Origin of the sequence: Paraglaciecola mesophila, from assembly GCF_009906955.1 — a bacterium.
Taxonomy (GTDB): Bacteria; Pseudomonadota; Gammaproteobacteria; order Enterobacterales; family Alteromonadaceae; genus Paraglaciecola; species Paraglaciecola mesophila_A.
In genome coordinates this window covers 2,998,843-3,017,446 of record NZ_CP047656.1, presented here as the reverse complement: position 1 = coordinate 3,017,446, position 18,604 = coordinate 2,998,843, and the positions used below count along the sequence as shown (strand labels likewise).

Here is an 18,604-nt window from a genome sequence, read left to right as displayed (position 1 = left end):
CGTTATCCTCTACTACTTAACCAGGTTTCTAACCAGTCAACAGCGGTTTGTTCTGGAATAGGGTGGTGAAGCACATCGATATTCAGAGCAGGAGCATCCATTCGGGCACCACTATTTTTAAGTACTTTTTCCATTTGGGCTGCGCCAAAACAAAAGGTATCGTAACTGCTGTCGCCTAATCCAATGACTAGGAAAGACACATCACTTGTATCTGTTTCTGCTAACTGCTTAGCAAAAGGCTGAATATTATCCGGTAGGTCTCCGGCCCCATGGGTTGAGGTACAAATTATCCAAGTACCTTCACGAGATATGTCGCTCAAATTAGGTGTTAAATGAATATTTGATGTTAAGCCGTGTTTATTCAGTGTTTCTTGTAATGCGTCAGCAACATACTCACTGGCGCCTAACATACTGCCAACCACTATCTCAAAATCTGTCATGGGTTTTCTTTCTCGTTAATTACAGACGTTATTGTACCTTGCATAGATGTGCGCGACTACGTCTGAACTCAAGGGATAATGAGCGCAATGTTAAAAATAAACTCTTGGGTTAAATATATTTAACTTGTACCAATTCCATTAAATAATTGGCCTCTCAGAATTCATCCAGCGGGTTTTGAACAAGACGTCGGTGTGCAGTAATGGTTGTTCCCTTTCAAATACCGAGAACGCAGTGCAAAACCCGCTGGGGAATTCCCTACGGGCGAATTTTAAAAGGGCTTACTCTGTGTTGCTCGAACTCGAAAGAGCACCACTATTACTTCATTCAAGCGCCTTGATTAAGTCCTTTTAAATTTTCGCTGAGTGGTTAATTATTTAATGGAATTGGTATTAATGCTTGCTATTGTCTACTTAAAGACAATATAAATAGTTAATGTGTGTGTTATTTGAACGACATATTGCATCGTTGATGAAGAGGAGACACACCAAGGTGGCGCATCTCATATCACTATTACTTTGGGATTAACTAAAAGGATTGGGTGTTATTTACCAATACAGAACGATGAAAATATCTTTCCTAGTAAGTCGTCAGAACTGAATTCACCGGTTATTTCACTCAAATATGATTGGGCTAAGCGCAGTTCTTCAGCAAGTAATTCACCTGCTAGGTTGTCTTCTAATTGTTGCTTACCTAATAATAAATGCTCTTCTGCTCGCTCGATTGCGTCAATGTGCCGGCGTCGTGCGATAAATTGCCCTTCGTTTGATGAATGAAAACCCATGCATTCTTTTAGATGCTCTGCGAGCACTTCTATACCTTGTTTGTGACTGGCAGAGAGCTGAAAAACCGGATAGCCTTTATATTTTGCTTTACCAATACTTTCACCTGACAGGTCCGCTTTATTGCGAATGACAGTAAGTCCCATATTGTCAGGCAAGCGATGCATAAACTCTGGCCAAATGTTATGTGGATCACTTTCAGGGGTTTCTGTACTGTCTAACATGAACAAGACACGATCCGCTTGCTCGATTTCCTGCCAAGCGCGTTCAATACCGATACGTTCTACTTCATCTGAACTGTCTCTGAGTCCTGCAGTGTCGATAATATGCAGCGGCATGCCATCAATGTGGATGTGCTCTTTCAGCACATCTCGCGTAGTACCTGCTATTGATGTAACAATGGCTGCATCGCGGCCTGCTAGGGCATTTAATAAACTTGATTTGCCTGCATTGGGCCGACCAGCAATCACAACGCGCATACCTTCTCGTAACAAGCTGCCCTGTTGAGCTTTGCTTTTGACTACACTTAATTGTTGGGTAATCGCTGTTAGATCATTTTGCACTTTACCGTCACTAAGAAAGTCGATTTCTTCGTCGGGAAAGTCTATTGCTGCTTCAACGTATATTCGCAGATGCGTTAGTAGCTCAACAAGCGAGTTTATTTGTGTTGAAAACTCACCCTGTAAGGAGCGTAGTGCTCCTCGAGCGGCTTGCTCTGAACTGGCATCAATTAAATCAGCAATAGCTTCAGCTTGGGCTAAGTCGAGCTTGTCGTTTAAGTAAGCCCGTTCGCTAAATTCCCCTGGTTTTGCTAAACGTACATTCGGTACGTGCAATGTTGCTTTGATCAGCATATCTAAAACAACCTGCCCACCATGGCCTTGTAGTTCAAGCACATCTTCACCCGTAAAAGAGTGGGGTGCTTTAAAAAATAACGCTATACCTTGGTCAAGTGGGTCACCGTTATTGGCCTTAAACGGGACGTACTGGGCACTTCTCACAGGAGGTACATGCCCTATTATTTGTTCAGCTACCTTTGCGGCTAAGGAGCCTGAAACGCGGACTATGCCAACACCACCGCGTCCACTTGCAGTAGCTTGGGCAACAATGGTGTCTTGGTCTGGGGTACTTTGCTCAGAAGTCACTTTTATGTCTAATCTCGAAAATTGGTAAATTGTAGGGGTTGCTCTAGGTCACAGCTTTTCGCTAACGCCATGACTTGCTGCAAATCATCACGTTTTTTACCTGTGACACGTACTTGGTCGCCCTGTATTGAAGCTTGAACTTTAATCTTGGCGTCTTTGATCATCTTGATCAGCTTTTTGGCCACAGGTTGTTCAATACCTTCTTTAAACGCGATAGCCTGCTTATATATTTTACCTATGTGCTGTACGTCTTTTTCTTCAAAGGCTGCGGTATCTACACCACGTTTTACACAAGTGCCGCGTAATATATCCAGCATTTGCTTTAACTGAAAATCACTGTCTGACGACATAGTAACTATGTTTTCTTTAAGTTCGAAACTGGCTTCAACGCCACGAAAGTCAAAGCGGGTGGAGAGCTCGCGGTTAGCGTTTTCGACGGCGTTTCTCACTTCTTCTAATTTAATTTCTGACACAATATCAAATGAAGGCATGTTGATTTCCTATTGATTGAATAAACACATTGTAATGCTAGGTGTGAATATAAAAAAGCCCGCCTACATAGTTGTGTAAGGCGGGCTATTTGCACATGGGAGTAGCGACTTACTTGGTTTTTAAACCGCGCTTTTCCATTGATGCATAAATGATCTTCGCTTGTATAAGAGTAATGATGTTACTGATTAACCAATATAGCACTAGACCTGCTGGGAATATGAAGAAGAACAAACTCATAGCCACAGGCATAAATTGCATTATTTTCTGTTGCATTGGGTCCGTCATCGTCATTGGTTGTAGTTTCTGTAGAAGATACATACTAAGGCCAGTTAATATCGGCAAGACGAAGTAAGGGTCTTTAACAGATAAATCCGTGATCCAGAAAATGAAGTCAGCGTGGCGTAATTCAACACTCTCTAACAACACCCAGTACAAGGCTAAGAAGATAGGCATTTGTAAAAGAAGAGGGAAGCAACCACCCATAGGGTTCACTTTGTCTTTCTTGTACATTTCCATCATGGCTTGCTGCATCTTCTGCTTGTCGTCGCCATAACGTTCTTTCAATGCGTCCATTTTGGGTTTCAAGGCACGCATTTTTGCCATTGATTCATACTGAGCTTTCGTGAGTGGATACATAGCGCCTTTAACGACGATAGTGATAAGGATTATCGAGAATCCCCAGTTGCCTACTAAACTGTGTATGAATTGCAAGAAAGCGAATAACGGCTGAGAAATCCACCATAAAAAGCCGTAATCAACAGTTAAATCTAGGCCGCGCGCGATTTCTTTTAAGGTATCTTGATCCTTAGGTCCAAGGTAAAGTGAGCTTTGAATATCAACGCTTTGACCTGGCTCAATATCAACAGATTGCCCAAGAAAGCCGATAATTGCATTGCCGTTTTGAGTCATTTTACTGTATAGGCTATTCGTTTGGTCCTGTGGCGGTACCCAAGCTGAAACAAAATAGTGCTCAATCATTGCAGCCCAACCTGCAGGCGTTGTTTGATTTAGGTTTTTGTCTTGCATGTCATCGAAAGAGTACTTCTCGTAACGCTCGTCTTCGGTTGAGAATGCACCGCCGCGATAAGTCGGCATAAACATACTGCCACCTTGATCTTGGGTGCTTTGTTTCAATTGGCCGAATTGCTTAACATTCTTTACGTCTGAAGAGGTGTTCTCAACATGATAATTCACTTTCACGTCGTGACTATTCTTGTTAAATACAAATTCTTTGGTGACAACTAGACCTGATTTCGCTGTGTAGGTAAGTGGAACCGTGAGTGTGTCACCTTGCATTACGTAGCTATCTTGGGCAACTGAGTAAGTTGGACGGCTGCTTTTGTCTATGCCATTGGTACCAACTAAGCCACTTTGAGCGACAAAGATAGTTGGGCCACTAGGTCGTAGTAAGCTGTACGTACCTTCTGAGCCTTGTTCAAGAGGGTATTTAAGCAAATTAGCCGAAATCACGTCACCGCCAACTGTATTAATGCTCAATTGCAGCGTGTCAGTTGTCACTGAAATCACTTTACCGGCGACATTTTGGGTTGGTAGCATGCTTTTACTTGTTGATGTTGCAATAGGCACATCACCATTGCCTGATGGGGCATCACTACTCGTTGTTTGTTGACTCTGTTCTGCGGGCTGCGCTGGTTTAGGACCATAGTCCACTTGCCATTGTTGCCATAAAAGAAAGCTGACCATGGCAAGGCCAATTAATAAAAAGCTGCGTTGGGATTCCATAAAATACTCTATATTAACTACATTATTAATTTAAGCCGTATTGCCTAGGCGACGACCTTCATACATTTTGTGAATTTGTCCGTTACGTTTATATGGGCAAATTCAAATAATTCAGTGCTTGTTCTGCTTCTTCTTTTCCGGCACCGGGTCGATTCCACCAGAATGCAGCGGATGGCATTTTAGTATGCGTTTGATACTTAACCAACCACCAATTATGATTCCGTGCTGTTTTATTGCTTCAATTGCATAGTAAGAACAGGTTGGATGAAAACGACAATTTGGACCAAGCATGGGGGAAAGCCATAGCTGGTATAGTCTAATCAAACCTATTGGGATTTTTCGCAGCGCTTGGCTAACTTTTTCCATAACTTACTTAAAACGTGGAATAGTTCCTGATTCGAGAGCTTATCTAGCCCACTTTTGCCGACAACTACTATATCAATGTTAGGTAAGCTTTGCTGATGATTGCGAAAACTTTCACGCACAATACGTTTAATACGATTACGGTCGTGAGCTTTTTTGACACGTTTTTTAGCGACAGTTATTCCTAGCCTAGGATTAGCACTATCATTGTGACGGGCAAGTAAAGTTAAATTTGGGGATACGGCAGGAGTGGCATTTTTGAAAACAAATTCAAAGTGGGTGGGAGTTAAAAGTCTCAACTCCCGAGAAAATGAATTTTCACCCACTTTAAATGATTAAGCTGTTAAACGAGCACGGCCTTTAGCACGACGATTAGCAATAACCTTGCGGCCATTTTTAGTCGCCATACGGGCACGAAAACCGTGTGAACGCTTACGCTTTAAGTTACTTGGTTGAAAAGTTCTTTTCATGACCTAGTTCCGCTACATAAGGTTAAAAACAAATGAACACTTGCATGCTCAAAAAGGACGCTGAATTCTAGAGATCTGCCTACCGTTTGTCAATGAGTTATCCAGATCATTGTGTAATTAATGATCATTAACTGTTTTTCCGCTCCTTTGGGTAACTATTACTTCTGTAGGGTATTTATCCACATTATGTTGTAAATTTTTTGTTGTGACGTCGAAATCTGGCCTGATTATTGATTGATATATCTAAAGTTATCAAAAGTGTCTCAACTTGAATAATAAATAATAATGTTAAAAAACAATGCTTTATATTTAAAGAGTGCTTTTGGATAGCTTACTTTAAACCCACCATTTACTTATGCACAGATTAAAGGGATAATAAGCTTATATTCATAGTCTTTTCGCTGAATAATTAATCGTTAAAGCCCAGTTTTTAAGTTATCTTCTTTTTGTCTTTTTTCTAATTGGTCTTCATTTTTTCCTTTATTTTGTTGGTTCGGAGTGAGTTTTTTAATGTCTTTATGGAATCGTTGTCTCGAAAGACTTCAGCAAGATTTGCCGACGCAGCAATTTAGTATGTGGATAAGACCATTAGTGGCAAATGAAGAAAACGGTGCAGTTACTCTTTTTGCACCTAATCGCTTTGTTTTAGATTGGGTGCGGGACAAGTATATTGCGCAAATAGAGGCATTGTTTGTTGAGTTTTGTACCAATGATGCCGTCCCTCAATTGAGGATTGAAGTTAAATCTGCTGCCAACAATGTACAGCAAAGTAGCTCAGCGAGTGTAGCTGCTGCTTCTAATTTATCGGCTGTTGAGAACAGCATTAAATCTTTGCAAAAACATCAAACTGCGCGTAGTAGTGCAAATACTCAAACTGATACTAATAGCGGAACACCTAACGTTAAACTCGCCGCTTCGCATAAAAGTAACATCAACTTCAATTATAAGTTTGATAACTTTGTAGAGGGTAAGTCTAATCAGTTAGCCCGTGCAGCGTCTAAGCAAGTTTCTGACAATCCGGGTAAAGCTTACAATCCTTTATTTATCTACGGTGGTACAGGTTTAGGTAAGACACACTTGTTGCACGCTGTAGGTAATGGGATTATCGATAATAAGAAAGATGCAACTGTGGTCTACATGCATTCTGAACGCTTTGTTCAAGATATGGTTAAAGCGCTGCAAAATAATGCGATTGAAGAGTTTAAACGATATTACCGATCTGTAGACGCATTGCTTATTGATGACATCCAATTCTTCGCTAACAAAGAGCGTTCTCAGGAAGAGTTTTTCCACACCTTTAATGCGCTGTTAGAGGGTAACCAGCAAATAATTTTGACCTCTGATCGCTACCCTAAAGAAATTGACGGGGTAGAGGATCGACTTAAATCGCGTTTCGGTTGGGGTCTCACCATCGCAATTGAACCACCAGAGCTTGAAACGCGAGTGGCAATTTTGATGCGCAAAGCCCTAGAAAACAAAATTATATTACCTGATGAAGTGGCGTTTTTTATAGCTAAACGACTTCGTTCTAATGTACGAGAGCTTGAAGGGGCACTTAACCGTGTTATTGCCAATGCAAATTTCACTGGTCGTCCAATTACCATTGATTTTGTTCGTGAGGCGCTAAGAGATTTGTTAGCGTTGCAAGAAAAGCTGGTAACAATTGATAATATTCAAAAGACAGTAGCTGAGTACTATAAGATTAAAATGGCTGACATTTTGTCTAAGCGCAGAAGTCGTAGCGTGGCTAGGCCGAGGCAAATGGCTATGGCGTTGTCTAAAGAATTGACCAATCATAGTTTGCCAGAAATTGGTGATGCGTTCGGTGGTAGGGACCACACGACAGTGTTGCACGCATGTAGGAAAATAGTGCAGCTTAGAGAAGAAAGTCATGATATAAAAGAAGACTATCAAAATTTAATTCGCACCTTATCTTCATAAAAAGTTACGAGAATTAAGATGAAATTCAGCATAAGCAGGGAAAATTTTTTACAGCCATTACAGTTAGTTTCTGGGGCTGTTGAACGTAGACACACATTGCCGATCCTTTCCAATGTATTAATCAAAGTAAGTGATAATGCATTGTGGTTAACGGGGACTGATTTGGAAGTGGAGTTAATTTCAAACGTAACCCTTACTGGTGAATTAGAAGAGGGTGAAATTACCGTTCCTGCTAAGAAGCTTTTAGACATTATTCGTGGCTTAGCTGAAGGTAGCGAAATTAGTTTTCACATTGACGGTAGCAAGGCCATTATACGCTGTGGTCGAAGCAAATATAGCTTGTCGACATTGTCAGCTAATGATTATCCGAATTTAGAAGATTGGCAGGGTGAGTTAGAGTTTGAAATTTCCCAATCTAATTTGAAGCGCCTGATCGACAGCGTGCATTTTTCTATGGCGCAGCAGGACGTACGTTATTATTTAAACGGTATGTCGTTAGAAACCGAAGATAATGTTATCCGGACGGTTGCCACAGACGGTCACAGATTAGCGCTATGCCGCTTAAACTATACGGATGCAACTTTACCAAACCGCCAGGTTATTATCCCTCGTAAAGGGGTTATGGAGATTACACGGCTAATCGAAGACAGCGATAAGTCTTTAAAGGTGCAGGTTGGTTCAAATCACATCCGTATTTTTTCAAACGACTTTATTTTTACCAGTAAGTTAGTTGATGGGCGTTTTCCTGATTATCGTCGAGTATTACCGAAAGATGGTGATAAGAACATTATCGCTAGCAAACTTGGTTTAAAGAATGCGTTTTCTCGTGCGTCTATCTTATCTAATGAAAAATTCAAAGGTGTGCGCCTTAATTTATCGTCGGGCGAAGTCAAAATTACGGCTAATAACCCAGAGCAAGAAGAAGCTGTCGAAATCGTTGACGTAGATTATCAAGGCGATGATTTAGAGATCGGTTTCAATGTTGCTTATCTTATAGATGTTCTTAACGCATTAAACGCTGAAGAAGTTAAGTTCACTCTTGCTGATTCAAATAGCAGTGCATTAATCGAAGATGGTTCTGATGATTCTGCGTTGTACGTCATTATGCCGATGAGACTATAGTTCGTTTTTTGTTGAGTTTATTATGAAGCTGGACTCAGTCCAGATCCGCAATCTGCGAAATCTGCAACAGGTTAGTCTTAACCCCAGCCATGGTGTCAATTTTATACTTGGGATTAATGGTAGTGGTAAGTCCTCAATTTTAGAGGCTATCCACTACCTAGGTTTTGGGCGCTCTTTTCGCACAACCAAACACAAACACGTTATTCAAAGTGAGCAAGAATCGTTTACCGTTTTTTGTCAGTGTACAGATCAAGAATCAGTTAAGCGCTTAGGTATTTCCAGAAATATTAATGACGCGGTTAGTGTGAGTATAAATGGGGTGAGGGGCAATAAGATTTCCGAATTGGTTAGCCAGTTGCCCGTTCAAATATTTACACCACAAAGTTCAGATATCTTGCTAGGGTCTCCTAAGTTAAGACGCAAGTATATTGATTGGTGTTTGTTTCACGTGGAACATCCTTTTCTTATTTGCTCCAATAGTTATACAAAGTTACTCAAACACAACAATGCTTTGTGCCGTAAACACCAAGTTGGTTATGCGGATCCTCAGAGAACATATTGGACTGAACATCTAGCAAAGTATGGCGAATCGCTCACTCAGTTCAGAAATACGATGATGGAGCGGCTTATACCGCTAATTACTTCTAATTTGGCGCATTTTTTACCTGAGTTTTGCGTTGAAATCTCGTATTATAGGGGGTGGGAAAAAGGCCTTGAATTGATTGAAGCGCTAGCGAAAGCCTCAGACCGAGATTACAGAAATGGTTATATAAGCGTTGGTCCTCATAAGGCTGACGTGAGATTCAAAATAGATGGCAAACCTGCACATGAGGTTTTGTCACGTGGACAGTTAAGAATGCTCGTAGCGGCCTTACAGTTGGCCACTACGCAGTGTTTGATGTCCTACACCCAAAAGACCTGTATTTTCTTATTAGATGATGTTGGTGCGGAATTAGACGCAGCAAAAAGAGAAGTGTTTATAGATAAGCTTCTTGAATCAAACACACAGCTTTTCGTAACTGCTATAGAAGCGCATCAGCTAGAATTTATAGATAAATACCAAAATAAAAAAATGTTTCACGTGGAACATGGCCAGGTGAGAGAGGAGAGTTAATCGAATGGCAGAAGAGAATAAGTACGATTCGTCGAGTATTAAAGTATTAAAAGGATTAGACGCTGTACGTAAACGTCCTGGAATGTACATCGGAGATACTGACGATGGTACAGGCTTACATCATATGGTATTTGAAGTTGTAGATAACTCAATTGATGAAGCTCTTGCCGGTCACTGTACTAACATTAATGTCAAAATCCATACGGACGGCTCAGTGTCTGTTAAAGATGATGGACGTGGAATTCCTACCGAAATCCATGAAGAAGAGGGTGTGTCTGCAGCTGAAGTCATCATGACCGTTCTACATGCTGGCGGTAAGTTTGATGACAATTCATATAAGGTGTCAGGTGGTTTACACGGTGTTGGTGTTTCGGTTGTAAACGCCTTATCTCGTAGATTACAAATATTGATCCGCAGAGCTGGAAAAGTGCATGAACAAGAATATCAACATGGCGTTCCGCAAAAGCCACTAGAAGTGATAGGAGAGTCTGAGACTTCAGGTACTAGCATCCGGTTTTGGCCGAGCGAAGAAACGTTCACTGGAATCGAATTTCACTACGATATTCTAGCTAAGCGCCTTCGTGAACTTTCATTTTTGAATTCAGGTGTGAGCATTATTCTTGAAGATGAACGTGACGGTAAACGCGATCACTTTATGTACGAAGGCGGTATTCAAGCTTTCGTAGAGTACTTGAACCAAAATAAAACACCTGTTCATCAACAAGTATTTCATTTCAATAGCGAACGTGACGACGGAATTTCAGTTGAAGTGGCGTTACAGTGGAATGATTCATTCCAAGAGAACGTATTCTGCTTTACGAATAATATTCCTCAGCGTGACGGAGGAAGTCACTTAGCAGGTTTCCGTGGTGCTCTAACACGTACCCTTAATACGTTTATGGAAAAGGAAGGCCACAATAAAAAGAATAAAACCAGCGCTAGCGGTGATGACGCGCGGGAAGGTTTGACGGCGGTTGTTTCTGTAAAAGTACCTGACCCTAAATTTTCTTCTCAGACCAAAGACAAATTAGTCTCATCAGAAGTTCGTCCTGCGGTTGAAACGGTAATGGGCGAAAAGCTTAATGAGTTTTTATTGGAAAATCCGTCAGCCAGTAAAATCATTATCAATAAAATAATCGATGCTGCACGTGCCCGTGAAGCTGCGCGTAAAGCTCGTGACATGACTCGCAGAAAAGGCGCATTAGATCTAGCTGGCCTGCCAGGAAAACTAGCTGATTGCCAAGAGAAGGATCCATCTCTATCTGAACTTTATATAGTGGAAGGGGACTCTGCTGGCGGTTCAGCCAAGCAGGGAAGAAATAGAAAAAACCAAGCAATTTTACCGCTTAAAGGTAAGATCCTTAACGTTGAAAAAGCGCGATTCGATAAAATGTTGTCTTCTCAAGAAGTCGCAACACTGATCACCGCTTTAGGCTGTGGTATCGGACGTGATGAATACGATCCTGAAAAACTGCGCTATCACCGTATTATTATCATGACCGATGCGGACGTCGATGGCTCGCACATTCGTACGCTCTTACTGACCTTTTTCTACCGTCAAATGCCAGAGATTATTGAGCGCGGCTATATCTATATTGCTCAACCTCCTTTGTATAAAACTAAAAAGGGTAAACAAGAACAGTATCTTAAAGACGACGACTCCCTAACTAAATATCTAACAGCCATAGCGTTAGATAATGCATCAATTCATGTGAATGAAGAAGCGCCAGGGTTGAGTGGGGAATCATTAGAAAAGTTAGTCAATCAGTACCAAAACGCCATGAAAATGATTAAACGTGTCAGCCGAGTGATGCCTGAAGTCATTCTAACCAGCCTTGTGTACAGTAAAGTTATTTCATTACAAGACCTACAGGACGAGGCCAGCTTAAATGTCGTTGCTAAAAGCTTCACTGATAGTCTTACAAGAAATGAAGTTGATGGTGCTACTTATAGCTACGAAGTTAGAGTGAATAGCGAACGCAATAATTACTACATTGCACTCATCATCCGCTTACATGGTATCGATACTGAATACAAAATCGATCAGGAGTTTATTGAATCAATCGAATACACCCGCTTGCGTGAATTGAACGAAGCTATTAACGGTCTGATTGAAGAGGGGGGTTACGTTAAACGTAACGATAAGGTTAAGCCGATATTCTCGTTTGCTGAAGGTTTAGATTGGTTGATGGCTGAATCTAAGAAAGGTCAATACATTCAACGCTACAAAGGATTGGGTGAAATGAACCCAGAGCAACTATGGGAAACTACAATGGACCCTGGCTCACGTCGCATGCTACAGGTTAAAGTAGAAGACGCGATTGCAGCAGACCAGTTGTTTACAACGCTTATGGGAGATCACGTAGAGCCTAGGCGTGCATTTATTGAAGATAATGCATTAAGAGTTGCTAACCTAGACGTTTAGTAAAGCCTTTTAAGCTTTCAACTTTCGTAAAATGACAAGCCACGCCTTAGGGTGTGGCTTTTTTGTTTTAGCCAAGAAAATCAGCCTGATAGAAATGAATAGTGTTAGAGAATTTTTGGATAAAAGTTCATGTAAAACGAAATGAGTAACTAAGTCCTCACTTACTACAACATATACATAGCGAAAACGGATTATGAATGTCCATAATATGTATATTATTCGCTGTCTTCCTTGCAATATATTACTCTGTTTTTATTCAACGGGATTGGTAGAAACCCAATTATATTGACGTGAGGTGAAAATGAAGACAATTGGTATGCTAGGTGGCATGAGCTGGGAGTCGACGGCTCAATATTATCGACTCATTAATCAAGAAGTAAATCATCGCTTAAAGGGATTACACAGCGCAAGTCTGATCCTACGTAGCGTAGATTTTGAAAATATTGCGTTTTTGCAGCAAAAAGGCGATTGGAAAGAGGCAGGGAAAATACTCAGTGAAGAGGCGATTAATCTTGAAAAAGCCGGTGCTGACTTTTTATTAATCTGTACCAATACTATGCATAAAGTTGCTCCCGAAATAACGGCGTCTATATCAGTTCCTGTTTTGCACATTGCTGATACAACTGCAGAAGTTCTGCAGCAAGAAAATATATCGCGTGTAGGCTTGTTAGGTACAGCATTTACCATGGAGCAGAGTTTTTACACGTCGCGTTTAACTAATAAATTTGGCATCGAAGTTATTATTCCGAACGCTGACGATAGAACTGTCGTGCACAATATTATTTATCAGGAATTATGTAAGGGTAAAATCAAAGATGAATCGAGAAAGAAATATTTAAACATCATTAGCGCTTTAGCAGCTGATGGGTGCCAAGGCGTCATCCTAGGTTGCACCGAAATATCTTTACTTGTTAAGCAAATAGATACCGACGTACCGTTATTTGATACTACCGAGCTGCACGCACTAGCAGCGGTTAGCTCTGCATTGTCGTAATCTACTTCTAATACCATTCCACGTTAATAAGTGATGACTCAGCGAGAGTTTAAAAGGGCTTAAACAAGGCGCATGACTGAATGAATAGTTGTTCTCTTTCGAAGTCATGCAACGCAGTGTAAGCCCTCTTAAAACTCGCCTACAAGGAATGCCCCAGCGGCTTTTGCTCTGCGTTCTCACTATTTGAAAGGGAACAACCATTACTACATAGCGACGCCTTAATCAAAAACCGCTGGACGCATTCTGAGGCGGTCACTTATTAATGCGGATTGGTATAACTATCTATACGAATATACTGAAATGTAGACTGTTATTGCCAGTCCGGGTTGTAGATCTCGAAATGGTCACGACCATTTTCTTTAACTCTGTACATGGTTTTATCAGCACATGCCAGTAACTCTTTCGTAGAATTAGCATGTTGAGGAGCAATCACAACACCTATGCTACCGCCTATTTTACAGCTTATATCACTAGATATGTCTATAGGGTGCCTTAAGCTATCGAGTGTAGATTGAGCTAAGGCTTCAATCTCTGGGATATTAATTGTGTTAACTACATAAGCTGCCACAAATTCATCGCCCCCCCAACGGCTACAAAGTTCGTCCTTGCCATCAAACACGGTCTTCAATCGAGAGGCCACTTCAATAAGCACCCTATCACCAGCATCATGTCCGTAGGTATCGTTTACTGGTTTGAACTTGTCTAAATCAATCATAAATAAGACTAAGGCCATGTCCATCACATTGACCTTTTGAATCAAGGAATCGATGACAGTTTCTCCAGCTCGTCTATTCTTTAGGTGCGTTAATGCGTCATGATCAGCTTCAAACCGAGCTCTACGCTCTTTTTCCGCCCGAACGGTAATATCGTACATAATGACTTCGATGAGAGGACTATGACCGTTAGAAGATGACTGACGAGTACTCGCTCGTTGACTGGTTACCCGTGAGAATAAGCAGTGTACCCATTTATTTGCTTGACCCAATTGGGACTGGCACTTTAAATCAATAGATAAATGGTTAACCGACTCTTCGTTTCTGATCCTGATAAGCAAACTAGCAAGCTGATCGACATTCTCAAATAAATGGGTAAAGGGTACGCCTTCAGTCCAGTTTGGCATAATGACGTTGAATGCAGGATTCGCAACAGAAATCATATTATCGTTATTAATCAAACAGATACCCGCACTCGCTTGTTCAAAAATAAGTCTGAACTTACTTTCTAACGCTTGCGTTTTTTTACGCAAACTCGTTTCATTTTCCAAGGTTATTTTCAACTCACCCATTAGGTCGTTAATACCTTGCACGAGTTGACCGATTTCATCGTTATCTTTGTGGATCAAGGTGCGCATGGTTTCAGTATTGCGCGGGTCTATTTTAAGGAAGCTCTGAGTGAGGTCTTGAATTGGTTGAGTTAATAATTTATGGATTAATACGGATACGAAAAGCGCAGCTATGGCGGAATAAAGTAAAAGCAACAGCGCATCGTTAATTGCATTTTGTTGTGCAATACGTTGAATATAGTTCCGATTTGGATGGATCAGTAACTGACCTATGGATTGTTCGGGAATAAAAGGGTGGCGTACTTGCGTACGAATTACCCCCTTATTATCACTAAGATCACCATAGCTAACATTTAGACTAAGCGAGTCTGATAATGACGCACCGGCAATCAAATCGTTGATCACTAGGCCTTGAACAATTTCTTGTCCCAACTCTTGATCTTGAACGTATAAAGCAATGGACGCCGTGCTACGTATTGTTGCACCGATTTGCTCGATGAGTGCTTCAGCTTTACTTTGTTCGCTACTAATCGCGTTAAAGTAGAGAATGACAGAGGTAATTAGCGATGTGCCTATCGCGCCAATTGCGATGGCTCGCGCTACTTTGATATAAATTTTACCGCTGAAACTTATCAAAATACAAAATCACCGTCTGTTTGAATTAATCTAACATATTGATATATAGCACAAAAGGTAGATTAAGTTATATACAAATTAGTTCACAATTTAGATACTTTAACGACTGGTTTATCAATATTCGAAAAGTTAATCGAAAATGTATAACGACCTGTTTCTTTTGGGACAAATTTAAAGTTTTCATCTGTGGTATTGCAATCAGCGTAGACAGGCTCATTTAAGGTTATATCTTGATCCCTAAATTTGCTTCTATAACCACAGCTTGAACCAGGCGTCCAATCTTTATCTGCAAACTTGAAATCGTAAGGTTGGCCATCTGCTATCAGTTCAATCGTGGTAGCATAAACGCTACCACCTTGATTTTTGAGCAAATATTGTGGATCGGCTTCCCACCACGTAAACACCCCTCGTAAATAAAGTTCAGGCAGTTGCTGAACATCTTTGTACGGTTCGACTGTATAGCTCGCACACCCACTAAGTAAGCTTATTGCGATAGCACCATAGAGTTGTGTAAGTTTGTTCATATGTGAGTACCTGAAGCCATAAATTAATTTGCTGTCCTTATTGCTGCTGATTCAGCATAGAAATATCAGCGACAAGCAGGAATAGAGTTCTCAACTTTGACAACAAGGCAAGGCGATTGTTTCTTACCTTTTCATCTTCGGCCATCACCATTACATTGTCGAAGAAATTATCAACCTTCACGTGTAACGTTGCCAGTTGGTCAAATACACCTTGGTAGTTTGCATCATTAACAAATGCGTTTACGGTGCCCTCTATTGAGTTCAATGCGTCTGCCAAAGCAGTTTCATGTTCACTTTCAAACAAGCTTGGATCAATAGTTGTAGTACCTGTGATTTTGTTTTTAGCAAGTATGTTTGCAACGCGCTTGTTAGCCGAGGCCAGAGCAAGACCAGAAGTAAGGCGTTTGAACTCAGATACTGCTTCAATTCGCGCAGCAAAATCAGCTGGTTTAGTTGGTCGTCTTGCGGCGACCGCCTGAATAACATCGATATCAATATTTTGATCTTGATACCAGGCTCTGAAACGGCCGAGAATAAAATCTACCACTTGAGACGTTAGGTCTTCCACATGAGTAAGTTTATCAGCGAAAGAATCAATTGATGCTTGTACTAACTCTGTCAGATCTAGCGGTAACTTCATTTCTACGCTAATTCGCAACACACCAATGGCAGCACGTCGTAAGGCGAAAGGGTCTTTATCGCCTTTAGGTACTTGGCCAATACCAAATATACCTACTAGCGTGTCAATTTTATCTGCTAAAGCGACCGCACTACTGATATGAGAAGTAGGCAGTTGGTCTCCAGCAAAGCGGGGCATATATTGTTCATTGAGCGCTAATGCGACTGTATCACTTTCGCCGTCATTTTTAGCATAATGCATTCCCATGACGCCTTGAACATCAGGGAATTCCATGACCATATTGGTCATGAGATCTGTTTTTGACAATAAGCCCGCTCGAGATGCCAGTACTGCATCACTACCAAGCATGGATGCGATTGTGCCGGAGAGTTCAGCTATACGCTGAGACTTTTCGTAGAGCGTACCAAGCTGCTTTTGAAACAAGACTGTTTTTAAGCTCTCAAGGCGTGACTCTAGTGTGGTTTTCTTGTCGGTATTAAAGAAAAACTCAGCATCAGCTAAGCGAGGGCGAATAACCTTTTCATTGCCACCGATGATTTGCTTAGGATCTTTGCTTTCGATATTCGTAACAAAAACGAAACGTGATTTGAGCTGACCATTTTGGTCAAGCAACGGGAAGTATTTCTGATCATCTTTCATTGTGTAGATGAGGGCTTCTTTCGGCACCTCTAGGAAAGATTCGTCGAAACTAGCAGTTAGCACGACAGGCCATTCAACTAGGGCGGTTACTTCATCTAAAAGTTCGTCATTCATATCTGCCACAGCATTTTCTTTTTGTGCTGTTGCTTTGACTTGTTGCTGTATCTTGGCTTTGCGGGTTGCAAAATCAGCGAGTACATGGTGTGCTTCTAATTGCGCAAGGTAGTCATTGGCATGAGCTAAACTAAATTGCTTTTCACCATGAAAACGATGCCCCTGAATTACGCGATCTGAGTCAATACCTAGAATGTTACCCTTGATCACATCTGCTCCAAATAGCACTGTGACAGTATGGACTGGGCGAATAAATTGAATTGAGCTACTTCCCCAGCGCATTGCTTTTGGGATAGGCAGCTTTTTAAGCGCGCCATCAATCATCGATGGTAATAAGCTAGATATGGTTTCCCCTTTCGATTCACCTTTAAACAAAAGCCACTCGCCCTTGTCAGTAGTTAAGCGATCTGCTTGCTCAACGGTGATACCGTTCGAGCGCGCCCAGCCTTGGGCTGCTTTTGTCGCTTGACCTGTTTCGTCAAATGCCACGGACACTGCAGGACCTTTCTTCTCAATGAGTTTATCTTCTTGTTGCTCAGCTAATTCAAGGACATTCACTGCAAGACGGCGAGGGGAGGCGAACCATTTAATCGAAGTATATTTAAGCTCTGCAGTGTCTAAGGCATTTTGCATATTATCAGCAAATGCTTGAGCGAGTTTACACAAGGCTTTCGGTGGTAATTCTTCGGTACCGATTTCAATGAGTAGGTTTTCGTAACGCATGAATTAAGCCTCCTTCTTACACATAGGGAATCCAAGCTTTTCTCGTGCTTGGTAATAAGCCTCTGCGCAGGCTTTTGAAAGTGTACGCACGCGTAGAATGTAACGTTGACGTTCTGTTACTGAGATGGCGTGGCGAGCATCTAATAAGTTGAATGCGTGTGATGCTTTCATAACTTGTTCATAAGCCGGCAGCGGTAACCCGGCTTCAATCATTTTTTGACTCTCTTTTTCACAGTGATCGAACATACCGAACAACGCGTCTACATCTGCATATTCAAAATTGTACGTTGATTGCTCGACTTCGTTTTGGTGAAAAACGTCACCATAAGTCACTTTGCCCATAGGGCCGTCTGTCCAAACAAGATCGTAAATGCTGTCGACTCCTTGAATATACATAGCAAGGCGCTCTAAGCCGTAAGTTATTTCACCTGTCACCGGTGAACATTCTAGACCACCTACTTGTTGGAAATAGGTAAATTGAGTGACTTCCATGCCGTTTAGCCAAACCTCCCAACCAAGTCCCCAAGCACCAAGGGTAGGGGATTCCCAGTTGTCTTCAACAAAGCGTATATCATGTACCAGCGGATCAAAACCTAGCTCTTTAAGCGAACCTAAGTAAAGTTCCTGAATATTGCTCGGTGAAGGTTTTAGCATGACTTGGAACTGGTAGTAATGTTGTAATCTATTTGGATTTTCACCGTAGCGGCCATCAGTTGGTCGACGACACGGTTGAACATAAGCGCTGCTTATAGGCTCAGGACCAATCGAGCGCAAAAAAGTCATAGGGTGGAAAGTACCTGCACCAACCTCCATATCGAGGGGTTGAATGATGACGCACCCTTGTCTTGCCCAGTAGTCTTGGAGTGATAAAATCAATCCTTGAAAGGTTTTACTATCAAACTTATTCATTAATTGCTGCCACAAAATAATTCGAAAAAACGCCGGACAGTATACCTGCTGTGCAGCAATGAATGTAGGTTAAATAACCATATTAATACGCTATTGAGCGTTTAAAGG

Annotated in this window: 16 protein-coding genes; 5 read left to right on the top strand and 11 right to left on the bottom strand. The window is 41.4% G+C overall.

All coding sequences use genetic code 11. The features are described from left to right. Window positions 1-2: 2 nt before the first annotated feature. The 7 genes from mioC to rpmH all read right to left on the bottom strand — a co-directional run bounded on the left by mioC (window position 3) and on the right by rpmH (window position 5,433). On the bottom strand, window positions 3-440 hold the full coding sequence (mioC, locus tag FX988_RS13040) for an FMN-binding protein MioC (protein ID WP_160180417.1): 438 nt from the start codon (window positions 438-440) through the stop codon (window positions 3-5). A gap of 542 nt (window positions 441-982) precedes the next feature. Then, window positions 983-2,365, bottom strand: coding sequence for a tRNA uridine-5-carboxymethylaminomethyl(34) synthesis GTPase MnmE (gene mnmE, locus FX988_RS13035; protein WP_160180416.1), 1,383 nt, complete (start codon window positions 2,363-2,365; stop codon window positions 983-985). A gap of 8 nt (window positions 2,366-2,373) precedes the next feature. Next, on the bottom strand, window positions 2,374-2,856 hold the full coding sequence (locus tag FX988_RS13030) for a YajQ family cyclic di-GMP-binding protein (protein WP_160180415.1): 483 nt from the start codon (window positions 2,854-2,856) through the stop codon (window positions 2,374-2,376). 109 nt (window positions 2,857-2,965) lie between these two features. Continuing rightward, window positions 2,966-4,600 (bottom strand): membrane protein insertase YidC, encoded by a 1,635-nt coding sequence (yidC, locus tag FX988_RS13025; RefSeq protein WP_160180414.1) that lies wholly within the window; start codon window positions 4,598-4,600, stop codon window positions 2,966-2,968. 111 nt (window positions 4,601-4,711) lie between these two features. After that, window positions 4,712-4,966 carry a membrane protein insertion efficiency factor YidD gene (gene yidD, locus FX988_RS13020; protein WP_160180413.1) on the bottom strand — a complete coding sequence of 85 codons (255 nt, stop codon included), beginning with the start codon at window positions 4,964-4,966 and terminating at the stop codon, window positions 4,712-4,714. Then, window positions 4,927-5,289 carry a ribonuclease P protein component gene (rnpA, locus tag FX988_RS13015; protein ID WP_160180412.1) on the bottom strand — a complete coding sequence of 121 codons (363 nt, stop codon included), beginning with the start codon at window positions 5,287-5,289 and terminating at the stop codon, window positions 4,927-4,929. The genes yidD and rnpA overlap by 40 nt, the downstream gene beginning before the upstream one ends. Before the next feature lie 9 nt (window positions 5,290-5,298). Further along, window positions 5,299-5,433, bottom strand: a complete 135-nt coding sequence (gene rpmH / locus FX988_RS13010) for a 50S ribosomal protein L34 (RefSeq protein ID WP_006994903.1) — start codon at window positions 5,431-5,433, stop codon at window positions 5,299-5,301. A 510-nt stretch (window positions 5,434-5,943) separates the two neighbouring features. Between rpmH and dnaA the strand changes: the two genes are divergently transcribed. The 5 genes from dnaA to FX988_RS12985 all read left to right on the top strand — a co-directional run bounded on the left by dnaA (window position 5,944) and on the right by FX988_RS12985 (window position 13,029). Further along, window positions 5,944-7,374, top strand: coding sequence for a chromosomal replication initiator protein DnaA (gene dnaA, locus FX988_RS13005; protein WP_160180411.1), 1,431 nt, complete (start codon window positions 5,944-5,946; stop codon window positions 7,372-7,374). A gap of 18 nt (window positions 7,375-7,392) precedes the next feature. Beyond that, a complete protein-coding gene (gene dnaN, locus FX988_RS13000) occupies window positions 7,393-8,496 on the top strand; it encodes a DNA polymerase III subunit beta (RefSeq protein WP_160180410.1) in 1,104 nt (367 codons plus the stop codon). Window positions 8,497-8,518: 22 nt separating this feature from the next. Next, window positions 8,519-9,610, top strand: a complete 1,092-nt coding sequence (recF, locus tag FX988_RS12995; RefSeq protein ID WP_160180409.1) for a DNA replication/repair protein RecF — start codon at window positions 8,519-8,521, stop codon at window positions 9,608-9,610. 4 nt (window positions 9,611-9,614) lie between these two features. After that, window positions 9,615-12,035, top strand: a complete 2,421-nt coding sequence (gyrB, locus tag FX988_RS12990) for a DNA topoisomerase (ATP-hydrolyzing) subunit B (protein ID WP_160180408.1) — start codon at window positions 9,615-9,617, stop codon at window positions 12,033-12,035. 301 nt (window positions 12,036-12,336) lie between these two features. Continuing rightward, window positions 12,337-13,029 (top strand): aspartate/glutamate racemase family protein, encoded by a 693-nt coding sequence (locus FX988_RS12985; RefSeq protein ID WP_160180407.1) that lies wholly within the window; start codon window positions 12,337-12,339, stop codon window positions 13,027-13,029. Between the two features lie 310 nt (window positions 13,030-13,339). Here the strand turns inward: FX988_RS12985 and FX988_RS12980 are convergent, their stop codons facing one another. From FX988_RS12980 to glyQ, 4 genes are all read right to left on the bottom strand, one after another. Next, entirely contained in the window at window positions 13,340-14,947 is a 1,608-nt protein-coding gene (locus tag FX988_RS12980; RefSeq protein WP_160180406.1) for a GGDEF domain-containing protein, read from the bottom strand. An 83-nt stretch (window positions 14,948-15,030) separates the two neighbouring features. Further along, entirely contained in the window at window positions 15,031-15,471 is a 441-nt protein-coding gene (locus tag FX988_RS12975) for a hypothetical protein (protein WP_160180405.1), read from the bottom strand. A 37-nt stretch (window positions 15,472-15,508) separates the two neighbouring features. Beyond that, entirely contained in the window at window positions 15,509-17,587 is a 2,079-nt protein-coding gene (gene glyS, locus FX988_RS12970) for a glycine--tRNA ligase subunit beta (protein ID WP_160180404.1), read from the bottom strand. 3 nt (window positions 17,588-17,590) lie between these two features. Beyond that, window positions 17,591-18,496, bottom strand: a complete 906-nt coding sequence (gene glyQ / locus FX988_RS12965) for a glycine--tRNA ligase subunit alpha (protein WP_160180403.1) — start codon at window positions 18,494-18,496, stop codon at window positions 17,591-17,593. Window positions 18,497-18,604 lie beyond the last annotated feature (108 nt).